This window comes from Pseudomonas sp. G1002, assembly GCF_013385455.1.
GTDB lineage: Bacteria > Pseudomonadota > Gammaproteobacteria > Pseudomonadales > Pseudomonadaceae > Aquipseudomonas.
In genome coordinates this window covers 100,270-119,950 of record NZ_JACAPY010000006.1, presented here as the reverse complement: position 1 = coordinate 119,950, position 19,681 = coordinate 100,270, and the positions used below count along the sequence as shown (strand labels likewise).

Genomic DNA, 19,681 nt, shown 5'->3' with positions numbered 1-19,681 from the left:
ATTTTGTGTCAACACCAGCGGTTTTATTTATTTTTGCGGTGTTTCTCTTTGCGCGCACCTGCGGTGTTTTTTTGGGCGAAAAAAAAGCCGCTCAGGGCGGCTTGGGTTTTTGCGAAGACAGCTACTTGGCGAACATTCCCCACCAGAATACGTGTCCTATGAGCGATATTTGCTGGTCCTGAATGTCCTGATAGGTGTAGTCCTCATCGGGATACTCGTCGCGGTTGAAGCTGCGGAATCGCAAGCCGGTGGGTAGCCTGTAGAGCTGCTTCACGCGCAGCTGACCGTTGTGGTTAATTGCGTACAGATCGCCATCGACCACGTCTCCGAGGGATGTTTTACCTGTGTTAACACCGACTGTTGCTCCGTCGCGAAGCACCGGAAACATGCTGTTTCCGCGCACAGTTACACAGCGTGCGTTGGAAAACTGCACGTTGTTATTTCGCAAATCACGTTTGGCGAATCTCAGAAGTGAGGAGTCATTATCCTCAATGGAGTATCGACCAGACCCGGCGTCCAGCTCGACCTCCCTGAGAAATGGGACGTAAACCTCATCGTCACTGAGAGGGGTGGCATCGTCCCAAACCTTGATAGGGCTTAGCGATACTCCCTCGTCAGTATTCTCCGGCGTTGCATCGGTCGTTACGTTGATTTTCGCCAAACGCTCAATGGTGCCGGCGATTCTCGGGCTGAAAGAAGAAACCGGCTCTTTCAGCAGGCTGGAGAAGCGGGCAGCGCTCATTACATTCAAGGCGTTCAAGCCATTTAAGTACATGCTGATCGCCGTTTGGGACATGCCAAACGCCTCTGCGACCTTCTCCTGGCTCAGGCCAAGCTCTTTTTTCTTCGCGTTATAGATCCGCTTGAGTGCGTTGCACTCCGCGAGTTCGGTGTCTGTGAGCAGTCTTTTCTTCATCCCGCAAGCCTATAACCTTCGGTGTTGAAAAACAAAAAACCTGCGGTGTTTACAATAAAAACACCGCAGGTTATCTTTTGCGGCATGTGACAATTTTAGGTGAGCCCATGACGCCCATCCTCCTCAGTGACTTTGTGTCTGATCGCGGTCAGGACGAAGCAGCAAGAATCTTAGGTTCCAGTCAGACCACGATCAGCAAGGCTCTCAAGTCTGGTCGTTTAATTTTGGTTTCTGAGCGCGCTCCAGGTGTTTTTTCTGCCCTGGAGTTCAAAGGATTCCCATCCGGTGGGAGCCGGGAAAAGGCTCGCCTCGACCTTGAAGACATTGTGGGTCAAGTCAGTGCTGTTGGGCAGACTGCTATCGCTGCTGTGAATTCATCCAGTACCCAGCCTGGTGTTGTTCAGTGACGGCTGCTCCCTCCGACAGCCCTTCGGAGGCGTTTCCGAAGATGGCAAGTTTTCGCATGCGAAAACTCCATTTCCGCGCATGCGCGGGCGCCATATGCGCCAAAGTAAATGGCGTATCGGGCAGATTTCATATTTCCAATGAATCACTTAGCCGTTGCGGGGCAGTCGCCCAGCACTACTTAGATATGAGTTCCACTTTAGGAGGACGCGATATGCGCGCCCAGGCATCTATTCCCGCCGCCCGACTAGGGTAGGCAGCGAACCTCTCAGGGGAGGGGGTCGCATATTTTGTGTCGTGTAACGATGGGTTGGACCTGAAAGACACGCACAAAAAAGCCCGCTGTTGGAGGCGGGCTTCTTTACCAGCGCTTGGTTGGACAAGCGTTTCAGTACTTCTTCGTCTGTTGGAGGACGAGTTCATGCACCCGAAAAATAGCACTGCCCAACAAACTGCGCAAGAGCCCCTGACAACTGAAGTCGGTTTTTGCGAAACCCCTATTGATAACAAGGGGGAGTACATGCTCCAAGTCGTTCCCGGTATCTGCTCCCGTGACGCAATTCAGCAGGCGCGCACCCTCGCTTCTGGCCTCGGCCAGATCTGCCAGCACATGCACGAGAGCCTGAACTATGGCGAGATGGTTTATTGCGACGGTATGGCCACTTTGAAATTTGTGGCCGATAGCGTCAGCGCACTCCTATGGTCTGTTCAGCGCGGTCTCCCCTCGGAAATTGAGAGTTCAGGGGGTGGCCAATGAAGCCTCCAATGTGGAATCAGTTATTGGTCGACGTTGAGCGCGAGTTTCCAGCTTGCTCAGCAAGGGGCGCGAAACTCACGCCTGATCAGGTTGAGCGGCTTCAAGCCGTGGAAAACGCCAACGACAACTTCCAGATCAGCACGCTGCACGGTGTTGCGGCAATCGGCGAACTCATCGCGAACGCAGCGAGCCGCAACGAATTGAGCGAAGAAGTCGCAATGAGTGCTGGCTGGCTCATCAACTCGCTTGCGCTGCTTTCGATGTCTATGGCCGAAGCCGGCGCTGCCGCTGCATACAAGCTGCAGAACCTCCCCCACCAGGGAGCGGCCAAATGAACGAGCAAATACCAACCATGCAAGAGGCGGCCCAAGAAGCCGAGTTCCAGCTGTGCGCGGCCAAAGATGTGCTCGAATGGCAGCACGCATTGATCAAGGCTATCCACCTGGACCACCTGCACGACGGCGGGAAAGGGATCGGTGCTTTGTTTGAGGTGGCGAAGTACTTCAACGATACCGGCTTTGGCGGAGTTTATAGCGCTATCGACCAATTCAAGGAGCTTGGCGAATCCGCGCCACAAAACACGCAACCCGAAAACGTGGCGCGGGAAAGTGGGGGTGATCAATGAACACAATCACCATCCACCAGACCCAGCTGCCCATCGTTGAGTATCGCGGCCGGCGTGTCGTCACGCTCGCCATGATTGACCAGGTGCATGAGCGTCCAGAGGGAACCGCCAAGCGGAACTTCAACGAGCACCGCACCCGCTTAATTGATGGCCAGGACTTCCAGCTCATTACCGCAGGGCAAAAGGACGAATTTCGTTCCTTTGGTTTGGATGTGCCAAACCGCGGTTTGATCGTCCTGACCGAGCAAGGCTACCTGATGCTGGTCAAGTCGCTGACTGATGATCTGGCGTGGACCGTCCAGCGGCAGTTGGTGAACAGCTACTTTCGACCTCAACCTTTCGCTGTGCCGCAAACCCGGGCAGAAGCGATGCGCCTGGCAGCTGACCTTGAGGAGCAGAACGAAGTTCTTTCGCTTGAGAACAAGCAGCAGGCCGACACGATCGCCAGCCTGGAAAGCCTGTTCATGACCGGTGAGACCCCGACGCAGTTCTGCAAACGGCTGAACGGCGTCAATTGCTCCCAGGTGAACAGCTCACTGTTGCGCCTGGGCTGGATCTATAACGCTGCGACAGATGAGAACAGCAAGCCCCGCTACAGGGTGGCCAGCCGCGTTCGTGACCGGTACCTGACGGAAAGGCCTCGGAAGATCAGCGCCGAAGGCGTTGACTCGTTCATCAAATACGACCTGATTCTGCTGCTCGACGGCGCTTGTCGCTTGCATCAGCTCTACATGAAAGGCGATCTCACCATGAAATCGAAATGGGATGGCCGGCACACCCTGGCCAAGTACGACGGGGGCGATGCTCAATGACCAAAATTACCGAATCTCCATCGACCCAGACCGTGGAAATTATCAACGAGGCCCACTTCGAAAAGTTCGAAGACGCGGCACTGTTGTTGATGTCTTTCGAAAAACTGGCTGATGCAGTCGAGGTTGTTTCTGAGGGGGGCGAAATCCACGAGCGAGACGACACCCATGTGAGAATGATGGAGGCCTGCATGGCGCTTGCTGTGATGTTCAGGCGCAGAACCGGGCATGACGTTCAGACGGTCTCGACAGATCATCTGGATCAAGAAAGGCAGTGCTTGCTGGGCGGGTCTGAGATTAAGTCGTTGCCAATCCCACTTAGGCCAACCCCGTGCGCTCCTCTACCGAAAACGGCGTTCATGGGCATACCGGACCTCAGTTTGGCCTGGGCTGGCTTCAATTACGTCAGCAGAGTGCATGAGCATATCAAGCGCAACTCACCTCATCTGGTGGAGCTTGACCTCGCCCGCGCGCATTCGCTTGATGCCATGAACGCACTCAGCTTGCTGATCGAGAATCTGACTGGTGCAGCTCCGGGCAGCGCTGGAGACGACTTGACCAAGGCCAATGCCCCGGGTTCGGAGACTCTTCAATGAACACACTGAAACCAACTGACCTGCTGGAACTGGTCGACGTGAAACCAGAACCAGAGCTGCCGCCGAATTGGCTCAACGTGGTCGCTCGCAAGAAGCTTGGACAGCCGCCGGAATGGCGGTGGTGCAAGTTCGAGATGATCGGCGACACCCACGACTGTGTGGTCGAGGGCGGTGTTCCGCGACGGCTCAAGAGTGGCGAGCGCAAGGGTCAACTGACCTGGCGCGACTGCTCGATCACAAAGTGCGTGGTTACCCAAGCTGAGCACGATCAGGCCAAAGCCGATTACGAGGTCGAGACCGGTAAGTGCCACGATTGCGCGGGTTCCGGCATGTGGCTTTCGGGTTGGGGCTGCGACACGGGCAACCGGTTTAAGCCGTGTCCGCGCTGCAATGCCACCGGAAAGGCCAAGGAGGTGCAGCTATGACCACTCCACTGGAATCAACCACTGCAATCGCAGCAGTACAGCCCGGCACCAGCGAAGTAGTAGCCGGTCCCTGGCCCAACTATTCCAATTGCCGTCACCTGCCTGAGCGCGACCGCTGGGAGGTCTACGCCATGGCCAAGGCCTTACGAGGCGCGCTGGAGGATCGCGGCGTGGTCATGACCGAAAGCTATGACGCGTTCATTGCCCGGGTAACACGGGAGCTCGACATATGAGTATGGAATTGATGGTCAAGGCCATGAAAACCAAGGTGGGCAACCCGCTGCGCAAGCTGGTGCTGGTCAAGCTGGCCGACAACGCCAGTGATCAGGGCGAATGCTGGCCGTCCTACCAGCACATTGCAGACCAGTGCGAGATTGGCCGCTCGACGGTGAAGCTGCATGTTCGCGAGCTGGAAAAGGCCGGGTTTCTCCGTCGTGAGTTTCGCCGTAAAGGTGAGCTGAATCAGTCAAATCTCTTTCACCTGACTCTCGACGGTGGGGCAGCATCTGCCCTAGTGGGTGGGGCAACAGATAACCCACCTGGGGCAGCACATAACCCAGGGGGTGGGGCAGCAGCTGCCCCCAGAACCAGTCACTCTTCTGAACCAGTCAAGGAACCTAAAACCTTGTGCATATCGGAAGTGGAATTGGCCGAAGCCTTCGAAGTGTTCTGGAAGCTATACCCCAACAAGAAGTCGAAGAAGGATGCCCGCAAGGCCTGGGAGAAGCTCAAGCCGAGCGCCGAACTTCGCCAGGTGCTGACGACCGCTCTGGGCAACCATCGCGTTTCTCGCGACTGGACCAAGGATGACGGGCAATACGTGCCGATGGCGTCGACCTGGCTAAACGGAGAGCGCTGGACCGACGTACTCAAGCCGGCCGGTACCAGCCAGACCGCCTTCACCAACCTGCCAGCCCACACCGACGAAATGTATTTGCAGGAGGCTCCCAATGGCCCAGCGTTCTAATTTCCGCCGCCAGCCAGAACTGCGCACGTTCTCTGGCAACTGCCCGCACCATCCGGAAGTAGAGTCTCGCACCGAGGTGGAACAGTTCGACGGATCGATGCAGGTCCGACCCTGCAAGAAATGCCAGTTCCAAGGTCTGCGCGTTGCGGAGCCTGGCAGCGAAGCGCACACCCTCGCCGTGGCTCAGGTTGCGGCCGAACGCCTCAACAGCGCGCTCGTCGGCTCGGGTATCTCGCCTCGATTCTCGGATAGCACCTTCGCTACCTACCGCGCCACCGCCCCGGAGATGGTCGGAGCGCTTGAAAAGTGCAAGGGCTATGCCGATAACTTCGGCGAGCACTTCGCTGCCGGTCGCAATCTGCTCCTGACCGGGAATGTCGGTACCGGCAAGACCCATCTGGCCTGCAGCATTGTTCGTCAAGTCATCGGGCTGAACGCGATCGCGGTGATCACTACCGCCGCCGAGATTATCCGAGTATTCAAGCGCTCCATGGCCCGCGACTCAGGCTATACCGAAGGCGATGTGATTGATGAGCTGGCGAGCTTCGACCTGCTGGTCATTGATGAGGTCGGCGCCCAGGCGGGCACCCAATACGAATTGGCGGTGCTACATGAGGTGATCGACAAACGCTACAACCTGATTCGTCCTACCGTGGTGGTCTCCAACCTGCATCCGACTTCTAAGCCGGACGGGGAAGGGCGCTGCGCCCCCAGCCTAGAGCAATACATCGGCGCTCGGGCACTGGATCGGCTGCGCGAAAACGGCGCATTGCTGGCCGGTTTCACCTGGGCTTCGGCACGGGGGCGCACATGAACGACTTTCGCGAGCTGTATAGCGACGAAGCGGAGCACGCGCTGCTGGGCTCCCTGATGCTGAATGGCGACCTGTTTGATTCGATCACGGCCAGCGTGACCACTGCCGACTTCCACGATCCGGAAAACGCAGCACTGTTCCAGGTAATGCTCGACCTGCACGCAACTGGTGCACCGGTTGACCCGGTCACTCTTCACGACTTCAGGCCATATCTTCCCAGTGGTGGGGCGACCATCGCCTACGCCGGCGAACTGGCCAAAAATACGCCCAGCACGGCCAACTGGAAGGCTTACGCGCGGACAGTCACGGAACGAGCAGTACTTCGTCGCCTGGTGCAGGCGGCTGATGCCGTGCGCGAATCGGCCAACGAGAACAGGCCAGTGGCTGAGATCATCGCAGGCGCGCAACAGGCGATGGCAGATCTTCGCGACCTGGACACCGGCGAGCCGGATTACAAACGCATGGACGAAGTGGTGACGCGAAACATTGACATCATCGATGCCAAGTTCAACGGCGCCGTTCAGTCGGGGCTCACCACTGGCCTGGTAGATCTGGACAAGTTAATCCGCGGCCTACGCAAAAAAACCGTGACCATCGTCGCCGGCCTGCCCGGGAGCGGTAAGACCACGCTCGGCCTGCAGATCGCCCAGCACATTGCCTGCTCTGGGCTTGGCGTTGGCATGGTGTTCTCATTGGAGATGCCCGAGGAAGAGCTGGCCAACCGCGCACTGGCTTCCCTGGGCAGCGTAGATCTGCAGGTTCTCGATAACGGCCAACTGCAGGATGACGACTGGCCGCGCCTGACCTCGGCAGTCAACAAGATCATCAATAGGCCTCTGTACGTCAGCGATAAGTCGGGCCTTACCGTCGCGCGGATCAGGAGTATCTGCCGCCAGGTCAAGCGCAAACACGGCCTCGACGTGGTGGTGATCGACTACATCGGCCTGATCGGATCAGATGGCAAGGCGTTCAACCGTACCGCCGAGCTCGGCAAGATATCGACCGGGATCGTCAACATCGCCAAGGAACTGGAGGTTCCGGTGATCCTGTTGGCCCAGCTAAACCGTGACTCGACCAAGCGGCCGGGCAAGAAACCGATCGCTTCCGACCTGCGCGACTCCGGACAGATCGAGGCTGATGCCCACTGCATCATCCTTGTCCATCGGGACATGGACGACGAGCAGGGCCAGAACGGTGTCACCGAGCTGATCATGCCCAAGTGCAGGCACGCGCCTGTTGGATCGTGTGTTGTTCAGCAGCAGGGCAAGTTCGCCCGTTTCGTAAATTTCGCGGGCCGCGAGCCCAGCCAGGAAGAGGTTGAAATCAGTCGCCCCTTCGCCAGCCAGTACAGGGGGAGAAAGAACGCATGAGTACCACCAACGCAAGGCCGAGTCTTAACGGGCCGCGTGAAATGCCGTCCACCCTCGCCGAGTGCGAGATTCTCGACGAGGAATTGAGCCGCGACTCAATCCGACTTGAATGCCAGCTGGGAGTTGTGAAAGGAAAGTCTCAAGCCGATGGCGAATACGCTGATCCGGTTTGGTACCACAGGGCCAATGCCGCGCTGAAGCACATCAGGCGCGATCGCCAGCGGCTACTGGTGCACATGAAGCAACTCAGGACGGAGGTGCGTCGCACCGATCCGTACTGGCAGAGCCGCGACCAGATGCTGATCCGGGCTCTACGAAACGAATTGCCAGAAGGCCGTTTTGACCAAATCGTCGAAGAGGTCGAACAGATTATTGAAGCGGGGATACCTCAATGAGTAACGTCACTGCGGCATCGCCGCGTAAGAGCCTTTTCGAACACGAGCGCAAATTCCTCAAGATCGCCGGCGAGAGCCTGGCAAAGGAGAAACTCGGCGGTGCCGCCGCTATGGCTTGCCTCTTGGATATGGTCGCCAGCTGGCACGCCACCAGGGTCAACATTGAGTTCGGCGATTACTGCAAACGCTGGGTAGCCGAGGGCAATGCCAAGAGCAATACCGCCGACCTCCTGCTGCGCAACCTGCTCGGTCTGGATGACAACCCACCACCTCGCCGCATTCGGAGGGCAGCATGAGCATTTACAAGGACGCAGGACATTGCATCAGTCGAGTGATGTCGATCGAGATTCACGACGGCACCTCCAAGCCGGCATGGCAGAACCGATTCAAGGCATCCGCCGATGATGAATTGCTGACCAGCAGGATTGATGACGGGCTATCGCCGGAGGAGCGCACAACGCAGGATGCGATGACACGGGCAATGCTCAAGCGCACCTTGGCAGACGCACAGTGGCACGCGCTGGCCGGCAAGTACTCGGTGAACGAGGGGGAGGTCCAGGAGGCCGCCCGCTACCTGATCCCCCGAGTGGTCAGCCCGGCGCACCATCTGTTTAAGACCAAGTGCGTTATGGCCTGGATGGTGCCGGAGCGCCGCCGGGGGCTGCCGGCCAGCTTCTACGAGATCCACACTTGGGACGCGGACGGAACGCCAGACCGTACGCTACGTAGATGGAGGGCAACGACCATGCGCTGGCTCGATGACCAGGTGAACGCAGCGCACATCGTCGTTGAGTCATTGCTCGAGGAGAATGGCCTGCTGTTGCAAAGCGCAGCTTGACAGTGACCGAGTGACCGTTTAGATTCTTAACCTGCGGTTCGGTGCGTGCTTAGGTAGGCCCGCGCCGAACATAAAGCCCGGTCCTTGAACCGGGTTTTTTTATGCCTATCGAACGGACTTCATCTGTGCCGAAGTTGACAGCGCTCAAGGGTTGGGCAAAGGTTGAGCTCTATTCAAAATGGAGCAGTACCGATGCGGAAGATCCTCGCCATAGCAGCACTTCTTATGTCCACGGCTGTAATTGCAGATGACCGGGTAACGTTGTCCGATATTCATGCAGGCCAGGCGCCGGAAGGATTCACCGCAGTAATGGGCACGGCTCACAACAATACCAATGCGCCGCTGGGTGCTGTATTTGTGAAGTTCAAACTCTATGACGCGGGCGGAAATGTCATCGGCAACACAGTGGCTCACGCAACGGACATTGGCGCTGGGGAGAACTGGAAATTTTCGGCACCAACCACCGCGCCTTTTGCCCAAGCCAAACTGAGCGGCATCGATATTTACTGATTTGATACCCTAAACCCGGCTACCGCGCCGGGTTTTATTTTTTTCCAAAAGCCCAGTTTCGGCTAGGATGGTCTCTGGCTATGGCATATCGCCAACTAGTCCTAATTGGGTGATGGAAATGGATTTTACAAACGAGCAGAGATTGATCGTTGCGTTGCTTACTGATATCCATGCAGCGTTAAAAATTGAGGATGGACTCGATCCATTGTTCGTACAGGATAAGGTGCTATCCGGGCGAACTTGGGCGCTCAACTGGCGATATCCTGGCTTGTTTGATGACAGTGAAGAGACGCCGAAGGACGTGAAGTTCGTAGCTAACGTTTTAGATTTATGGCAGCGCTTAGAGCACTCATTTGACGCACTTTCAGATGAAAAAAAGTCAGAGTTAGCATCGTTGTCTCCCATATATGGGACCGAAGTGCGTTTTCGAGGTTTCGACGGAAACGGTGGTGATAGGGACGGGATGTCGACAACGCACATCCTCGTCGAAGAAATGGGACGCTGGAGCAGTTTCAAAGGCCGCGATTTCAATGCGCATATGCAGATGTCTGGGGTCTATGAGCGCATGCTTGATGCCAGTGAGTCGCTCGGTAAAGGCCACGACGACTACGCGTTTTCTATAGAAGAAATGGCAGAGATCCTTAACGCGGCTATCCACCCAGATAATCGCTAATTAACTTCTGCGAAAGCCCGGCCAAGCGCCGGGTTTTTTTATGCCAAAAAATCATGCGAAAGACATAGTCAGAGTGCGCAGTTCTGCGCAGTCAGTGCGCACCTGCGCACCTGCGCACCTGCGCAGTTTGCGCAAGAGCAGACACTGCGCGGGCTGTGTGTAGTTTGATGGGGATTGGAATTGCGCATATTGCGCAGCTGATGCCTGATTGTTTTATGCAGGTTATCGTCCAGGCAGCTGGGCTAAGTCGGTAGAGGCGTCGTCTAATCCCGTGCGGACAATGGGCGGCTACGCGATGAGAGGGCAGGGTACGTGACCCGGCGATCTGCCCCACCAGAGCTGGAGAGTTGCGCCAGCCACCTGCACCCATTCAAGAGCCCCGCCATCGTGCGGGGTTTTGCGTTTCTGGAAGGCGGCGCCAAGTGGTAGGCAAGCCGGTTTGAACCCGGTGTTGCTGGAAACGGTAGGGGTTCGACTCCTCCGCATTCCGCCAATCAACGAGTTTTATGTGGGTGAATGCTCAAGGATGAGCAGAGGCCGGATCAGCAGCATGGATCGCGTCCGGTTGCCCGCGCCTATTCGCTTTATTCGGGATAGTCCCCGTCAGCAAACTCAGTAGGTGAAACCATGCCATATGTAGTGATCCCTCAGCCTTTTCCCAACTCGCCGCTGCAGACCCAGTTCGCGACCGAGGATGAGGCGAACGCCCGTGCTGAACAGATGGTCCAGCAGGCGCCCAAGCAGCCCGTGTATGTCGCGGAGCTGAAAACGATGTACCAAGGCTCAGTGACCGTCACCACCGCGGCGGCAGTTGCTCAGCCACTGAATCCCGAACAGGGGTGATTGCACCGCCACGCCGTGAGGCGTTGCAGCGACGTGCCGTATCGTCGAGATGACGACACACAAGCACAAACCGCCAGGGTTCGCCCTGGCACCTATTCAGGCTGCCTCAACAGACACCGACAGGCGTTTACCGAGTGCGGCCAAGGCGTTTTCCAGCTGCTCCATCTTCGATGTGTGCAGGAAGTCGACCAGGCGATCGCCCTGGGCCTGGTGAACGCCCAGCAACCGGCACAAGTCGGCCTTGCGCATATCCCGATCCATCATCGAATTCCACAGGGCGATCTTTGCCACGGTCACCGCTGGTAAGTGGATGACGTGTTCGCCGGCCTGGGGTGCTGATGCCGCTGGAATCGCTCGGCGCTCGTCGACGTAGATGGATAGCGCACTCTCAATCGCGTCCTGCGCTTCACGGATCGCGTGTTCTTTGTCGTCGCCGTAGCTGTTCAGCTCTGGCAGGTCACGGCAGAACACGGCCAGGCCGGGAGCGCTGTCGTCCTGCTCAAAGCGGATTGCGTAGTTGTACATGGTCACTCCTTTGGAGGTGATCGCTCAGCGTGCAGATGTGGTGAAGGGGCTCATCAGAGCCCCAGTTGTTTAATGATCGCCTTGCGGGTCGGTTCGGGCATTTCCTTGCTTCCGTGATCCGCGAAGGTGGTCCTGTTGCCGTTTGGGGCGATTACTTTGAAGTGGCTTCCCTTGCCAGCTTCGAAGGTCACCCCTTGGGCCTTCAACCATCGTCTGAACTCGCTGAACTTCATCACCTCGCCTCGTTGTTGGGGTGAGTTTATTCTACAACACTTTTGTTGTAACACAACACTTATGTTGTATTTTCATTTGGAGAGACGGATGGACCCAAACGACCTCGGCCCAGGGACGCTCGCGTGGCTGAGTGGTACGGGCACCGTAGTGCTTGGTGGCTTGCTCTGGCTGAGGAAGTTCCTCTCCAAAGACGCGACCGACCGGGCAATGGATAACGCCGACATCGGCACCGTGCGCCGGCTGAATGAGCTGCTCGACACCGAGCGCGCCCGGGCCAACGCCGCCGAGGCCAGAGCCGACCAGTTCGCGAAAGAGCGCAACGAGCTCGCCGCAGCAGTAGGGCGCATGGAAGGCAAAATCGAGGCGCTCACCAGCCAAGTCGGCCAACTTACCGAGCGCGTCACGCTGCAGAGCGAAGAGATCCACCGCCTGCGCACGAAGCTGGGAGATGACAACTAATGGACAGATGCGCAATGGAGTTCATCGCCCGTCACTGGTGGCGTCGGGTTGAAGGTTGGCTGATTGCCCTCGTGCTGGTAGCCGGAGGCGCGACCCTGGGCTGGCAAGCCGGCGTGTGGTCATCCACTGCCGAACACACCAAGCAACTCACCGAGGTGCGCGAGGCCTACGTGGCGGCCCTCGGCAAGCGTGACCTCCGGCTGACCAACCTTGCCGAGAAGACCCAAGACGCAGCAGTGAAGGTGCAAGAGGCATCCCACACCGCCGTTCAGGCAGCTGACACGGCCAGCAAAGCAGCCGACAAAGCAGGTGAGGCGCTGACGCGGGCACAGACTGAGGAGCGACCATGATCGAGCTGACTGACCACAACGGGTACAGCCACTACTTTGCCCCCAGCGCCATCGCTCATGTGCAAGAGACCTCAACCAGCACGCAATACCGGGGCATCCACGCAATTGTCCGCACCTTTGACGGTCGCGAGACAGAGGTGCGGGAATCTGCCCAATCCATCGTCAGCAAGATCAGGCAGCCAAGCTGAAATCCGCGCCACGTTTTCGTATGCGCCAAATCGTGGCGCGGATATTTATTCAAATGGCGGTACTGATTCCCAGTGGATGACGATCTCCGAATAACCGTTCTTCAAGAGAGCCGCACGCTTTTCTTCTGTAGTGGTGAGGCCTCTGTCCGACGTTGGAAGTTTGTCTTCCTCGAAGAAGTAGATGACATCTTCGTTCTCGGCAAAGTGAGCAGGAGCCTCGCTCTTGTGCGATGTGCCATTCAGCTTGTAGTTGATGTCCGCCAACAGCGCACGACCATTTTCCAAGTCATCGAGAACAGCTATAGCGGTGGGCTCGTAATCCCACCGTAGATGACGAATGGGGCCGGTTTCATCGTGGATTTGGTAGAGAGGCCCTAAGCCCTTGTACCAGTCGGGGCGCGATTCTTCGATTCTGTATTTCGACACGCTGCGTGCTCCTTGCTTTGAATGATCCTCATGAATACCGGCACCGAGCCAGCATTACAACCCCGGAGCGTTACTGACTATGACGACCATTGCCTACAAAGACGGCGTAATCGCCTATGACGGCCGCCAGGTCCGTAACGATCGAATCGTCTCCGACAGCGCATCGAAGTGCCTGGTTGTGGATGGCGTCAGCTTCTTTCTGTCGGGAGCCGTATGTGACGAGAAGGCTTTGATCGCCGCCTACTTCGGCACCCCGTCGAAGGTGCCCGTGGAGTGCTCAGGTTATGCCGTTGAAAGCGGCAAGTTGATGATGATCGGTCACGACGACACCACCGGGATCTGGAAACAGGATCTCGATCCAGAGAACCCGGACGCCATGGGCAGTGGCGCGCCATACGCCTTGGCTGCCATGGATATGGGGGCAAGCGCGGAGGAGGCGGTGCGTGCCGCGATGAAGCGGGATATCTACACGGGCGGCATGGTCCGCACCGTCACCATTGCTCCAGTGGAGCCGAGGGCTACGCCATGACAACGATCACAACGCCTCGCGGCGTACGCAACAACAACCCCGGTAACATCGACTACAACCCGCGCAATGCTTGGCAAGGGCAGCTTGGTCTGGAAGTCGGCGTGCCATCCCCACGGTTTGCACGCTTTGACACACCAGAGAACGGCATCCGCGCCCTGGGCAGGCTGCTGATCAACTACCGCGGCAAAGACGGTATGCCTGGCGTGGGCGGCCCAGGCATCGACACCGTGCGAGAAACCATCACCAGGTGGGCACCAGGCAATGAGAACAACACCGAGGCCTATATTGCGGCCGTGGCTCGACGTATGGGCGTGAGTGCCAATGACGTGATCGACGTCCGGAAGCCGGCAACGCTGGGCGTAATGGTGTCCAGCATCATCGCCCATGAATGCGCAGGGTTCGCTTATCCAGAGGCCGTTTTAGCGGAAGGGCTCCGCCGAGCGTTGTCATGATCCGCTATCTGATCGCAGCCCTGATCGGCTGCCTGATCATCATTTACGGCGGCTATCAGCGCATCCAGTCTCAGTCTGAGGACTTGGCCACCGCCGAATCCCTGGTCACGACCCTGAACAAAGCAGCCGATTCTCGCCGGAATACTCAGCGACTGCTGGCCCAGCTCGACACCGACCACACAAAGGAGTTGGAGAATGCCCAAGCCGATAATCAGCGTCTTCGCACTGCTGTTGGTACTGGCGCTCGCCGGTTGTCAGTCGAAGCCACCTGTCCCGCAGTGGGAGCCACCACCGCCACCTCCGGCCTGGGTCATGAAAAAGCGCGAGCCGAACTTGACCCAGCGGCTGGAGAAAGAATTGTCGCCATCGCCAACGACGGTGACGAAGGATTGATCGCCCTGCGCGCGGCACAGGACTACATCAACACCTTCTGCCAGGCACCAAGGCAGTAAGCGCAGCACACCCCCGATACTCACGCTAAGGAAGCGCTCATGGCTGCTAAATGTGATTGGGCAGCCGTCGAGAGGGATTATCGGACGGGCTGCTATACGAACCGCGAGCTGGGCCGGCGGCACAATGTGTCGGAAAGCTCAATCCGTAACCGTGCCGACAAGTATGAATGGCAGAAAGATCTGTCTGAGATGATCCGTCAGCGCGTCAGGGAGAAGACCGGGCGCGCCGCCGCTGCTGCTGTGGCAGAGGCAACCAACGACGCCGAGATCGTCGAGCAGGCCGCCGAGGCCGGTGCCCAACTGGTACGCGGCCACCAGGTGGTGATTGCCAGAACCCGCGATATCACTCAGCAGTATGTCGAGCGCATTCATGAGCAGGTCTCCGCCGGCAAGATCACTGTCATGACCCAGAAGGGTGAGCCGGTCGAGATCGACATCCCGCTGGACTACGTCGGCAAGAGCATCGGCCACGCCACGCAGTCCTTGGAGCGGCTGATCAAGCTCGAACGCCAGGCCCACGGCCTGGACACCGACAAAGAACGGGAAAGCACAGGCAAATCCCTTGAGGATCTGCTGGCTGAGGCAGCTGGTGATGGGGAATGAAACTGACCGCCAGCGCCTGGTGCGTGAGGGTAACGAGCTAATCGCCCTACACCTCGCCAAGCAGCTCAAGGGCAAGGCTTTACTGTTGAAGGCCCTGAGCAACAAGTGGTACAGGCTCAACGCGCTGTACAAGATCAAGGATAAGAACGGCAAGGTTCAGCGCTTCAAGCCGAACCAACAGCAGCGCGAGCGGTTCCTCAACGAGCATAACCGCGACATCATCCTCAAGGCCCGGCAGCTGGGCTTTACCACCTTTGAGATGATCGACGCGCTCGACGATTGCCTATTCACCAGGAACTACAGCGCCGGCTGCATCTGCCACACGCTGCCGGATGCCAAGGAGATCTACCGCAACAAGATCAGGTTTGCCTACGAAAAGCTGTCAGGCGACCCGGCCTGGTCGGCGATCTTCAAGCTGATCGGCATGCGCCTGCCAGTACCGCGCAGTGACAAGGACCAAGGCTACATCTTCGATAATGGCTCAAGCATCCAGGTGTCGACCTCGTTCCGGGGCGGCACGCTCCAGCGCCTGCATGTGTCGGAGTTCGGCAAGATCTGCAAGCTGAGCCCGGACAAGGCCCAGGAAATCGTCACCGGTGCGTTTGAGGCCGTGGGCCTGGGCAACCGGGTCACCATTGAAAGCACCGCCGAGGGCCGCGAAGGCTACTTCTTCACCTACTGCGAGTTGGCCAGGGCCATTAAAGACGCCGGCCGCACGCCGACGGTGATGGATTGGCAGTTCCACTTCTTCCCCTGGTTCAAAGACCCCACGTATCGCCTGGAGGCATTCGACCAGGTGGTGGTGCCGCAGTGGTTGCAGGAGTACTTCGCCGAGCTGGCAGCCAAACACGGAATCCGCCTCGACCTCGCCCAGCAAGCCTGGTACGCCAAAAAGGCCGAAGCGCTCCACGACGACATGAAGCGCGAATACCCAGCCACGCCTGACGAAGCTTTCGACCAAGGCATCAAGGGTGCTTACTACCTCACGCAGATGCGTTTCCTGCGGCAACAGGGCCGGATCACCAAGGCGGTGACCCGAAACCCTACGTTGCCGGTTTTCACTGCCTGGGACTTGGGCATGGGGGACGCTATGTCCATCGTGCTGTTCCAGGTGGTGGGCCGCCAGGTGCACATCATCGATTACATCGAGCATTCCGGCGAGGGCATGGAGTACTACGGCGATCTGCTCAAAAAGCTGGGTTATTCCTACGGTGCCCACTACGCCCCGCACGACATCGTTGTGCGCGAGATCGGTACAGGGAAGTCCCGGATCGACGTGGCAAAGCAATACGGGATTACGTTTCAGATCGTCCCACGCGTCTCCCGCAACAGCGAGGGCGTGCAGGCGGTGCGTAACTTCCTGCCGCTGTGCTGGTTCGCCGAGGACGAGCAAGACACCCGCGCGTCGACTGGCGATGCCGATACAGGCAAGCCAAGAACCGCAGGCGTATCAAGGCTGATCGACTGCATCGACAACTACCGGAAAGAGTGGGATCTGAGGTTGGGCGTGTACAAGGATCAGCCACGTCACGACTGGGCGAGCCACGGGGCCAAGGCATTCGAAACCCTGGCACGCTGCGGAGTCTTCGAGGCAACGGCAGGGGCAATCCCCGCAGCGCCAACAACATCAAACACGGATCGAGCCCGACGCAACTGGAGCGCGCACACATGACCACTATGTTTATTGAATGGAAGCAGGTCGCCGACGTCATAGCCCGCCTGGTTGCCCCGCTCACCGTCCAGAGCTTTCAGCTACGTCGAGACATTGGCTTGGTCCAAGTCGACGCGGTAGAGATCAAGGAGCCAGATGGCGGGCACCCTGCAGTTCGGGTGCAGTTCGAGATGGCTCACGATCTGGGCGTGACACTCAACGTCAAGTTGGCCGAGTTTGCGGTCGACCCCGTGAACTACATGCAGGATCTGCTGGCCAACCTGCGGAAACTGGAGCACGGCGCGAAACTGCGCCGCTCCGGCCGGCAGGCTGAAATCATCAACGTTCATGAGGCAATGATCCATGGCTGAATTAGGTTTGCTGCAATTCAGGAGCGCCGCAGACCTGCATGCTGATGACGTCGCCGCTGAGGAGCAGGCGCTGCAGAACCGGCGCGCTCTACAGGTGCAGTCGTCTTTGGCGGCGCACATCCGTCGGTGCTTCGATTCTGCCAAAAATGCCAAGCGTGAAATCGATGATCGGCTGCTGGACTGCGCGCGTCGCCAGAAAGGAAAGCATGAGGAGACGAAACTCCAAGCGATCCGGGAAGCTGGCGGCAGCGAGATTTATCCCAAGCTGACCACCACCAAGTGCCGCGCGGGCGCCTCCTGGATTCGTGACATCCTGATCCCGGTCAATGGACACCCATGGGGGCTAGATCCAACGCCGGTGGCGGATATCCCGCCCGAGTTTCTTGCTGCATTTCAGCAGAAGCTCGCCCAGCAGATGATGCAGGCCCAGCAGGCCCAGCAGGGGGAGCAGGGGCAAGATGCGCCGCCACAGACGATGCCTGACCCAGCCGAGCTGGAAGCGAAGCTGCGTGAGCTCATCCAGGAGAAGGCCAAGGAGGCGAGCGAGGCGCATGAAACGCTTATCGCCGACCAATTGGCCGAGGGAGGCTGGGAAACCGCGCTCGAGGAGTTCATCGACGACTTCACCATCTACCCGGCGGCATTTGTTAAAGGGCCATTGCTTCAACGTGTGCCGCAGATTGCCTGGGGCCAAAATTGGCAAATGATCGAAACGGAGGAGATTCAACCCCTTTTTCACCGGGTTTCGCCCTTCGACATGTATCCGTCGCCAGATTCGACGAACACCGATGACGGTGCATTCATCATCGAGCGCGAACGCTACACACGGTCGCGCCTCAACGCGCTCACTGGTGTTCCCGGCTACAGCGACAACGCGGTTCGTGCCGTGCTTGCCGAGCATGGTCAAGGCGGCCTGCGTGAATGGCTCGCAACTGATTCGCAGCGCGCGCGGCTTGAGGACAAGGCCGGCGACTGGATGATCAATAACGGGGAAACCATCGAGGGGCTGCACTATTGGGGCGGAGCCCAGGGGCTGATGCTACTGCAGTGGGGCATTGATCCATCCCAGGTGCCGGACGTGCTTGATGAGTACCAAGTTGATGCGATCCTGATCGGCAATCACGTTATCCGGTGCGTGTTCAACCGCAACCCTCTGGGCGGCCGGCCATATCACAAGGCGTCGTTCCAGATCGTGCCTGGCTCGTTCTGGGGGATGTCGATTCCTGAGTTGATGAGTGATGTGCAGGACTTCTGCGGCTCAACAGCCCGGGCACAGGCCAACAACATGGCTTTTGCCAGCGGCCCGCAGGTGGAAGTTGATGAAGACCGCTTGCAGCCGGGTGAAAACCCAAACGAGATGTATCCGCTGAAACGCTGGCGGGTGAAAAGCGGCCAGACGGCAGGACTGCAGGGAGGGGCGACGTCACCGGTGATTCGCTTTTACCAGCCGGTCAGCATGGCTGGTGAGCTTCAAGCGGTCTATGACTCATGGGAGAAGCGCGCGGACGACGCGACGAATATCCCTCGATACATCTACGGCGCCGAAAAAGTCGGTGGCGCAGGCAACACAGCCAGCGGTCTGTCGATGCTGATGGAGTCGGCCAACAAGGGTATCAAGGACGCGATCCGCCACATCGACCGTGGCGTGGTTCGCCGTGTCATCGAAGCGCTGTGGTTGTTCAACATGCGGTACTCCGATAACAACGCCATCAAGGGCGACTGCAAAGTCGTGGCCCGGGGCGCAAACGCGATGCTCCAGCGTGAGCAGACGCTGAACGCTCGCACGCAGTTCCTGGGCTTCACCAACAACCCGACCGACATGCAGATCCTCGGCCTCGAAGGTAGGGCCGCGATCTTGCGCAAGGTTGCTGAAAGCTTGGATATGCCAGGGCTGATCCCGACGAAAGCCGAGATGAAGGCCCGGGAGGAGCAGCAGCAGGCGCAGCAGGCCCAACAGCAGCAACAGCAAGCCGCTGCGGTGGGGCAGCAGGTCGAAGCGGAAACTGAGAAAACCGCTGCCCAGACAGCTGAACTGACCGCGAAGGCCGAGAAAACCCGTGCTGAGGCCCAGCGCCTCGGTATGAGCAACGGTGCCGTGGTAGCCCAACTTCAACATGCAGGTGGCGGAGCCAATGAAACCCAGCAACCAACAGTGGCAAGCCCTGGTCAATCTGACCAACAGCCCGGAATGGAAGCACCTCAAGGAGATACTGAGCAGTCATTTGATGGAGGCGCAGCAGAGCCTGGAGGGGGTGAACAACCTGGAGGGTTTATTCAGGGCCCAGGGCAGGGCGAGCCTGGCCAGGGAGCTGATCAAGACGTTTGAAGAATCCCGCGAGATGCTTGAGCGAATCCAGGCAAGCACCTCGCGGCCTATCCAGTAGCTACAGAAAAAGCCGCCCAACTTGAGGCGGTTTTTTTGTGGCCACTCTCCGGTCATTCGGCCAAGTGCCCGGAACCAGTAGCACACCCAGAAGCCCGGACCTGCCGGCTCTACC

General features: G+C 58.3%; 31 protein-coding genes. 27 read left to right on the top strand and 4 right to left on the bottom strand.

Annotation, left to right across the window (positions count from 1 at the left end; translation table 11 throughout):
• Nucleotides 1–121: 121 nt before the first annotated feature.
• Complete coding sequence (locus HX801_RS03350) at nt 122–916, bottom strand: S24 family peptidase (RefSeq protein ID WP_177021567.1); 795 nt, start codon at nt 914–916, stop codon at nt 122–124.
• Nucleotides 917–1,023: 107 nt separating this feature from the next.
• On the opposite strand from HX801_RS03350, the gene HX801_RS03345 reads away from it, so the two are divergent.
• The 17 genes from HX801_RS03345 (at nt 1,024) to HX801_RS03265 (ending at nt 10,943) form a co-directional block, all read left to right on the top strand.
• Nucleotides 1,024–1,323: a Cro/CI family transcriptional regulator gene (locus HX801_RS03345; protein WP_177021566.1), complete on the top strand. Its 300-nt coding sequence runs from the start codon at nt 1,024–1,026 to the stop codon at nt 1,321–1,323.
• A 419-nt stretch (nt 1,324–1,742) separates the two neighbouring features.
• The gene (locus HX801_RS03340) at nt 1,743–2,078 is read left to right on the top strand and encodes a hypothetical protein (RefSeq protein ID WP_177021565.1); all 336 of its coding nucleotides are present in this window, start codon (nt 1,743–1,745) and stop codon (nt 2,076–2,078) included.
• An 8-nt stretch (nt 2,079–2,086) separates the two neighbouring features.
• Nucleotides 2,087–2,413 (top strand): hypothetical protein, encoded by a 327-nt coding sequence (locus HX801_RS03335; RefSeq protein ID WP_177021564.1) that lies wholly within the window; start codon nt 2,087–2,089, stop codon nt 2,411–2,413.
• Nucleotides 2,410–2,703: a hypothetical protein gene (locus tag HX801_RS03330; RefSeq protein ID WP_177021563.1), complete on the top strand. Its 294-nt coding sequence runs from the start codon at nt 2,410–2,412 to the stop codon at nt 2,701–2,703. The genes HX801_RS03335 and HX801_RS03330 overlap by 4 nt, the downstream gene beginning before the upstream one ends.
• Nucleotides 2,700–3,515 carry an ORF6N domain-containing protein gene (locus HX801_RS03325; RefSeq protein WP_177021562.1) on the top strand — a complete coding sequence of 272 codons (816 nt, stop codon included), beginning with the start codon at nt 2,700–2,702 and terminating at the stop codon, nt 3,513–3,515. Before HX801_RS03330 ends, HX801_RS03325 begins: the two co-directional genes overlap by 4 nt.
• Complete coding sequence (locus HX801_RS03320) at nt 3,512–4,108, top strand: hypothetical protein (RefSeq protein WP_177021561.1); 597 nt, start codon at nt 3,512–3,514, stop codon at nt 4,106–4,108. Before HX801_RS03325 ends, HX801_RS03320 begins: the two co-directional genes overlap by 4 nt.
• Nucleotides 4,105–4,533 carry a hypothetical protein gene (locus HX801_RS03315; RefSeq protein WP_177021560.1) on the top strand — a complete coding sequence of 143 codons (429 nt, stop codon included), beginning with the start codon at nt 4,105–4,107 and terminating at the stop codon, nt 4,531–4,533. Before HX801_RS03320 ends, HX801_RS03315 begins: the two co-directional genes overlap by 4 nt.
• Nucleotides 4,530–4,766 carry a hypothetical protein gene (locus HX801_RS03310; RefSeq protein WP_177021559.1) on the top strand — a complete coding sequence of 79 codons (237 nt, stop codon included), beginning with the start codon at nt 4,530–4,532 and terminating at the stop codon, nt 4,764–4,766. The genes HX801_RS03315 and HX801_RS03310 overlap by 4 nt, the downstream gene beginning before the upstream one ends.
• Nucleotides 4,763–5,500, top strand: coding sequence for a helix-turn-helix domain-containing protein (locus tag HX801_RS03305; RefSeq protein ID WP_177021558.1), 738 nt, complete (start codon nt 4,763–4,765; stop codon nt 5,498–5,500). The genes HX801_RS03310 and HX801_RS03305 overlap by 4 nt, the downstream gene beginning before the upstream one ends.
• A complete protein-coding gene (locus tag HX801_RS03300) occupies nt 5,484–6,314 on the top strand; it encodes an ATP-binding protein (protein WP_177021557.1) in 831 nt (276 codons plus the stop codon). Before HX801_RS03305 ends, HX801_RS03300 begins: the two co-directional genes overlap by 17 nt.
• On the top strand, nt 6,311–7,684 hold the full coding sequence (locus HX801_RS03295; protein ID WP_177021556.1) for a replicative DNA helicase: 1,374 nt from the start codon (nt 6,311–6,313) through the stop codon (nt 7,682–7,684). The genes HX801_RS03300 and HX801_RS03295 overlap by 4 nt, the downstream gene beginning before the upstream one ends.
• Entirely contained in the window at nt 7,681–8,079 is a 399-nt protein-coding gene (locus HX801_RS03290) for a hypothetical protein (RefSeq protein WP_177021555.1), read from the top strand. The genes HX801_RS03295 and HX801_RS03290 overlap by 4 nt, the downstream gene beginning before the upstream one ends.
• Nucleotides 8,076–8,375, top strand: coding sequence for a hypothetical protein (locus HX801_RS03285; RefSeq protein WP_177021554.1), 300 nt, complete (start codon nt 8,076–8,078; stop codon nt 8,373–8,375). The genes HX801_RS03290 and HX801_RS03285 overlap by 4 nt, the downstream gene beginning before the upstream one ends.
• The gene (locus HX801_RS03280; protein WP_177021553.1) at nt 8,372–8,917 is read left to right on the top strand and encodes a hypothetical protein; all 546 of its coding nucleotides are present in this window, start codon (nt 8,372–8,374) and stop codon (nt 8,915–8,917) included. Before HX801_RS03285 ends, HX801_RS03280 begins: the two co-directional genes overlap by 4 nt.
• Nucleotides 8,918–9,109: 192 nt before the next feature.
• Complete coding sequence (locus HX801_RS03275) at nt 9,110–9,427, top strand: FxLYD domain-containing protein (RefSeq protein WP_177021552.1); 318 nt, start codon at nt 9,110–9,112, stop codon at nt 9,425–9,427.
• 118 nt (nt 9,428–9,545) lie between these two features.
• Nucleotides 9,546–10,100: a YfbU family protein gene (locus HX801_RS03270; RefSeq protein ID WP_177021551.1), complete on the top strand. Its 555-nt coding sequence runs from the start codon at nt 9,546–9,548 to the stop codon at nt 10,098–10,100.
• A gap of 627 nt (nt 10,101–10,727) precedes the next feature.
• The gene (locus HX801_RS03265; RefSeq protein WP_054919610.1) at nt 10,728–10,943 is read left to right on the top strand and encodes a hypothetical protein; all 216 of its coding nucleotides are present in this window, start codon (nt 10,728–10,730) and stop codon (nt 10,941–10,943) included.
• A gap of 96 nt (nt 10,944–11,039) precedes the next feature.
• Here the strand turns inward: HX801_RS03265 and HX801_RS03260 are convergent, their stop codons facing one another.
• Together HX801_RS03260 and HX801_RS03255 are read right to left on the bottom strand one after the other, a co-directional pair.
• Nucleotides 11,040–11,468 carry a type II toxin-antitoxin system HicB family antitoxin gene (locus HX801_RS03260; protein WP_054919609.1) on the bottom strand — a complete coding sequence of 143 codons (429 nt, stop codon included), beginning with the start codon at nt 11,466–11,468 and terminating at the stop codon, nt 11,040–11,042.
• 53 nt (nt 11,469–11,521) lie between these two features.
• Nucleotides 11,522–11,701, bottom strand: coding sequence for a type II toxin-antitoxin system HicA family toxin (locus HX801_RS03255; RefSeq protein ID WP_054919606.1), 180 nt, complete (start codon nt 11,699–11,701; stop codon nt 11,522–11,524).
• A gap of 88 nt (nt 11,702–11,789) precedes the next feature.
• Here HX801_RS03255 and HX801_RS03250 point away from each other — a divergent pair, with 88 nt between their 5' ends.
• Genes HX801_RS03250 through HX801_RS03240 form a run of 3 tightly spaced genes read left to right on the top strand, consistent with a single transcriptional unit; the run spans nt 11,790 to nt 12,699 of the window.
• The gene (locus tag HX801_RS03250) at nt 11,790–12,161 is read left to right on the top strand and encodes a hypothetical protein (protein WP_054919604.1); all 372 of its coding nucleotides are present in this window, start codon (nt 11,790–11,792) and stop codon (nt 12,159–12,161) included.
• A complete protein-coding gene (locus HX801_RS03245) occupies nt 12,161–12,511 on the top strand; it encodes a hypothetical protein (protein WP_106118260.1) in 351 nt (116 codons plus the stop codon). Before HX801_RS03250 ends, HX801_RS03245 begins: the two co-directional genes overlap by 1 nt.
• Nucleotides 12,508–12,699: a hypothetical protein gene (locus HX801_RS03240; RefSeq protein ID WP_054919598.1), complete on the top strand. Its 192-nt coding sequence runs from the start codon at nt 12,508–12,510 to the stop codon at nt 12,697–12,699. Before HX801_RS03245 ends, HX801_RS03240 begins: the two co-directional genes overlap by 4 nt.
• A 45-nt stretch (nt 12,700–12,744) precedes the next feature.
• On the opposite strand, the gene HX801_RS03235 is transcribed toward HX801_RS03240, so the two are convergent.
• Nucleotides 12,745–13,125, bottom strand: a complete 381-nt coding sequence (locus tag HX801_RS03235; protein ID WP_106118259.1) for a hypothetical protein — start codon at nt 13,123–13,125, stop codon at nt 12,745–12,747.
• 79 nt (nt 13,126–13,204) lie between these two features.
• Here HX801_RS03235 and HX801_RS03230 point away from each other — a divergent pair, with 79 nt between their 5' ends.
• The 7 genes from HX801_RS03230 to HX801_RS03200 all read left to right on the top strand — a co-directional run bounded on the left by HX801_RS03230 (nt 13,205) and on the right by HX801_RS03200 (nt 19,509).
• Nucleotides 13,205–13,654: a proteasome subunit beta gene (locus HX801_RS03230; RefSeq protein WP_106118258.1), complete on the top strand. Its 450-nt coding sequence runs from the start codon at nt 13,205–13,207 to the stop codon at nt 13,652–13,654.
• A gap of 5 nt (nt 13,655–13,659) precedes the next feature.
• Nucleotides 13,660–14,106 carry a structural protein P5 gene (locus HX801_RS03225; RefSeq protein ID WP_177021617.1) on the top strand — a complete coding sequence of 149 codons (447 nt, stop codon included), beginning with the start codon at nt 13,660–13,662 and terminating at the stop codon, nt 14,104–14,106.
• On the top strand, nt 14,103–14,558 hold the full coding sequence (locus HX801_RS03220; RefSeq protein ID WP_054919591.1) for a lysis protein: 456 nt from the start codon (nt 14,103–14,105) through the stop codon (nt 14,556–14,558). The genes HX801_RS03225 and HX801_RS03220 overlap by 4 nt, the downstream gene beginning before the upstream one ends.
• A gap of 126 nt (nt 14,559–14,684) precedes the next feature.
• Complete coding sequence (locus HX801_RS03215; protein ID WP_177021550.1) at nt 14,685–15,161, top strand: hypothetical protein; 477 nt, start codon at nt 14,685–14,687, stop codon at nt 15,159–15,161.
• On the top strand, nt 15,151–16,833 hold the full coding sequence (locus HX801_RS03210; protein ID WP_177021549.1) for a terminase: 1,683 nt from the start codon (nt 15,151–15,153) through the stop codon (nt 16,831–16,833). Before HX801_RS03215 ends, HX801_RS03210 begins: the two co-directional genes overlap by 11 nt.
• Nucleotides 16,830–17,183, top strand: coding sequence for a hypothetical protein (locus HX801_RS03205; protein WP_177021548.1), 354 nt, complete (start codon nt 16,830–16,832; stop codon nt 17,181–17,183). The genes HX801_RS03210 and HX801_RS03205 overlap by 4 nt, the downstream gene beginning before the upstream one ends.
• Nucleotides 17,176–19,509, top strand: a complete 2,334-nt coding sequence (locus tag HX801_RS03200; protein ID WP_177021547.1) for a hypothetical protein — start codon at nt 17,176–17,178, stop codon at nt 19,507–19,509. The genes HX801_RS03205 and HX801_RS03200 overlap by 8 nt, the downstream gene beginning before the upstream one ends.
• The last annotated feature ends 172 nt before the right edge of the window (nt 19,510–19,681 follow it).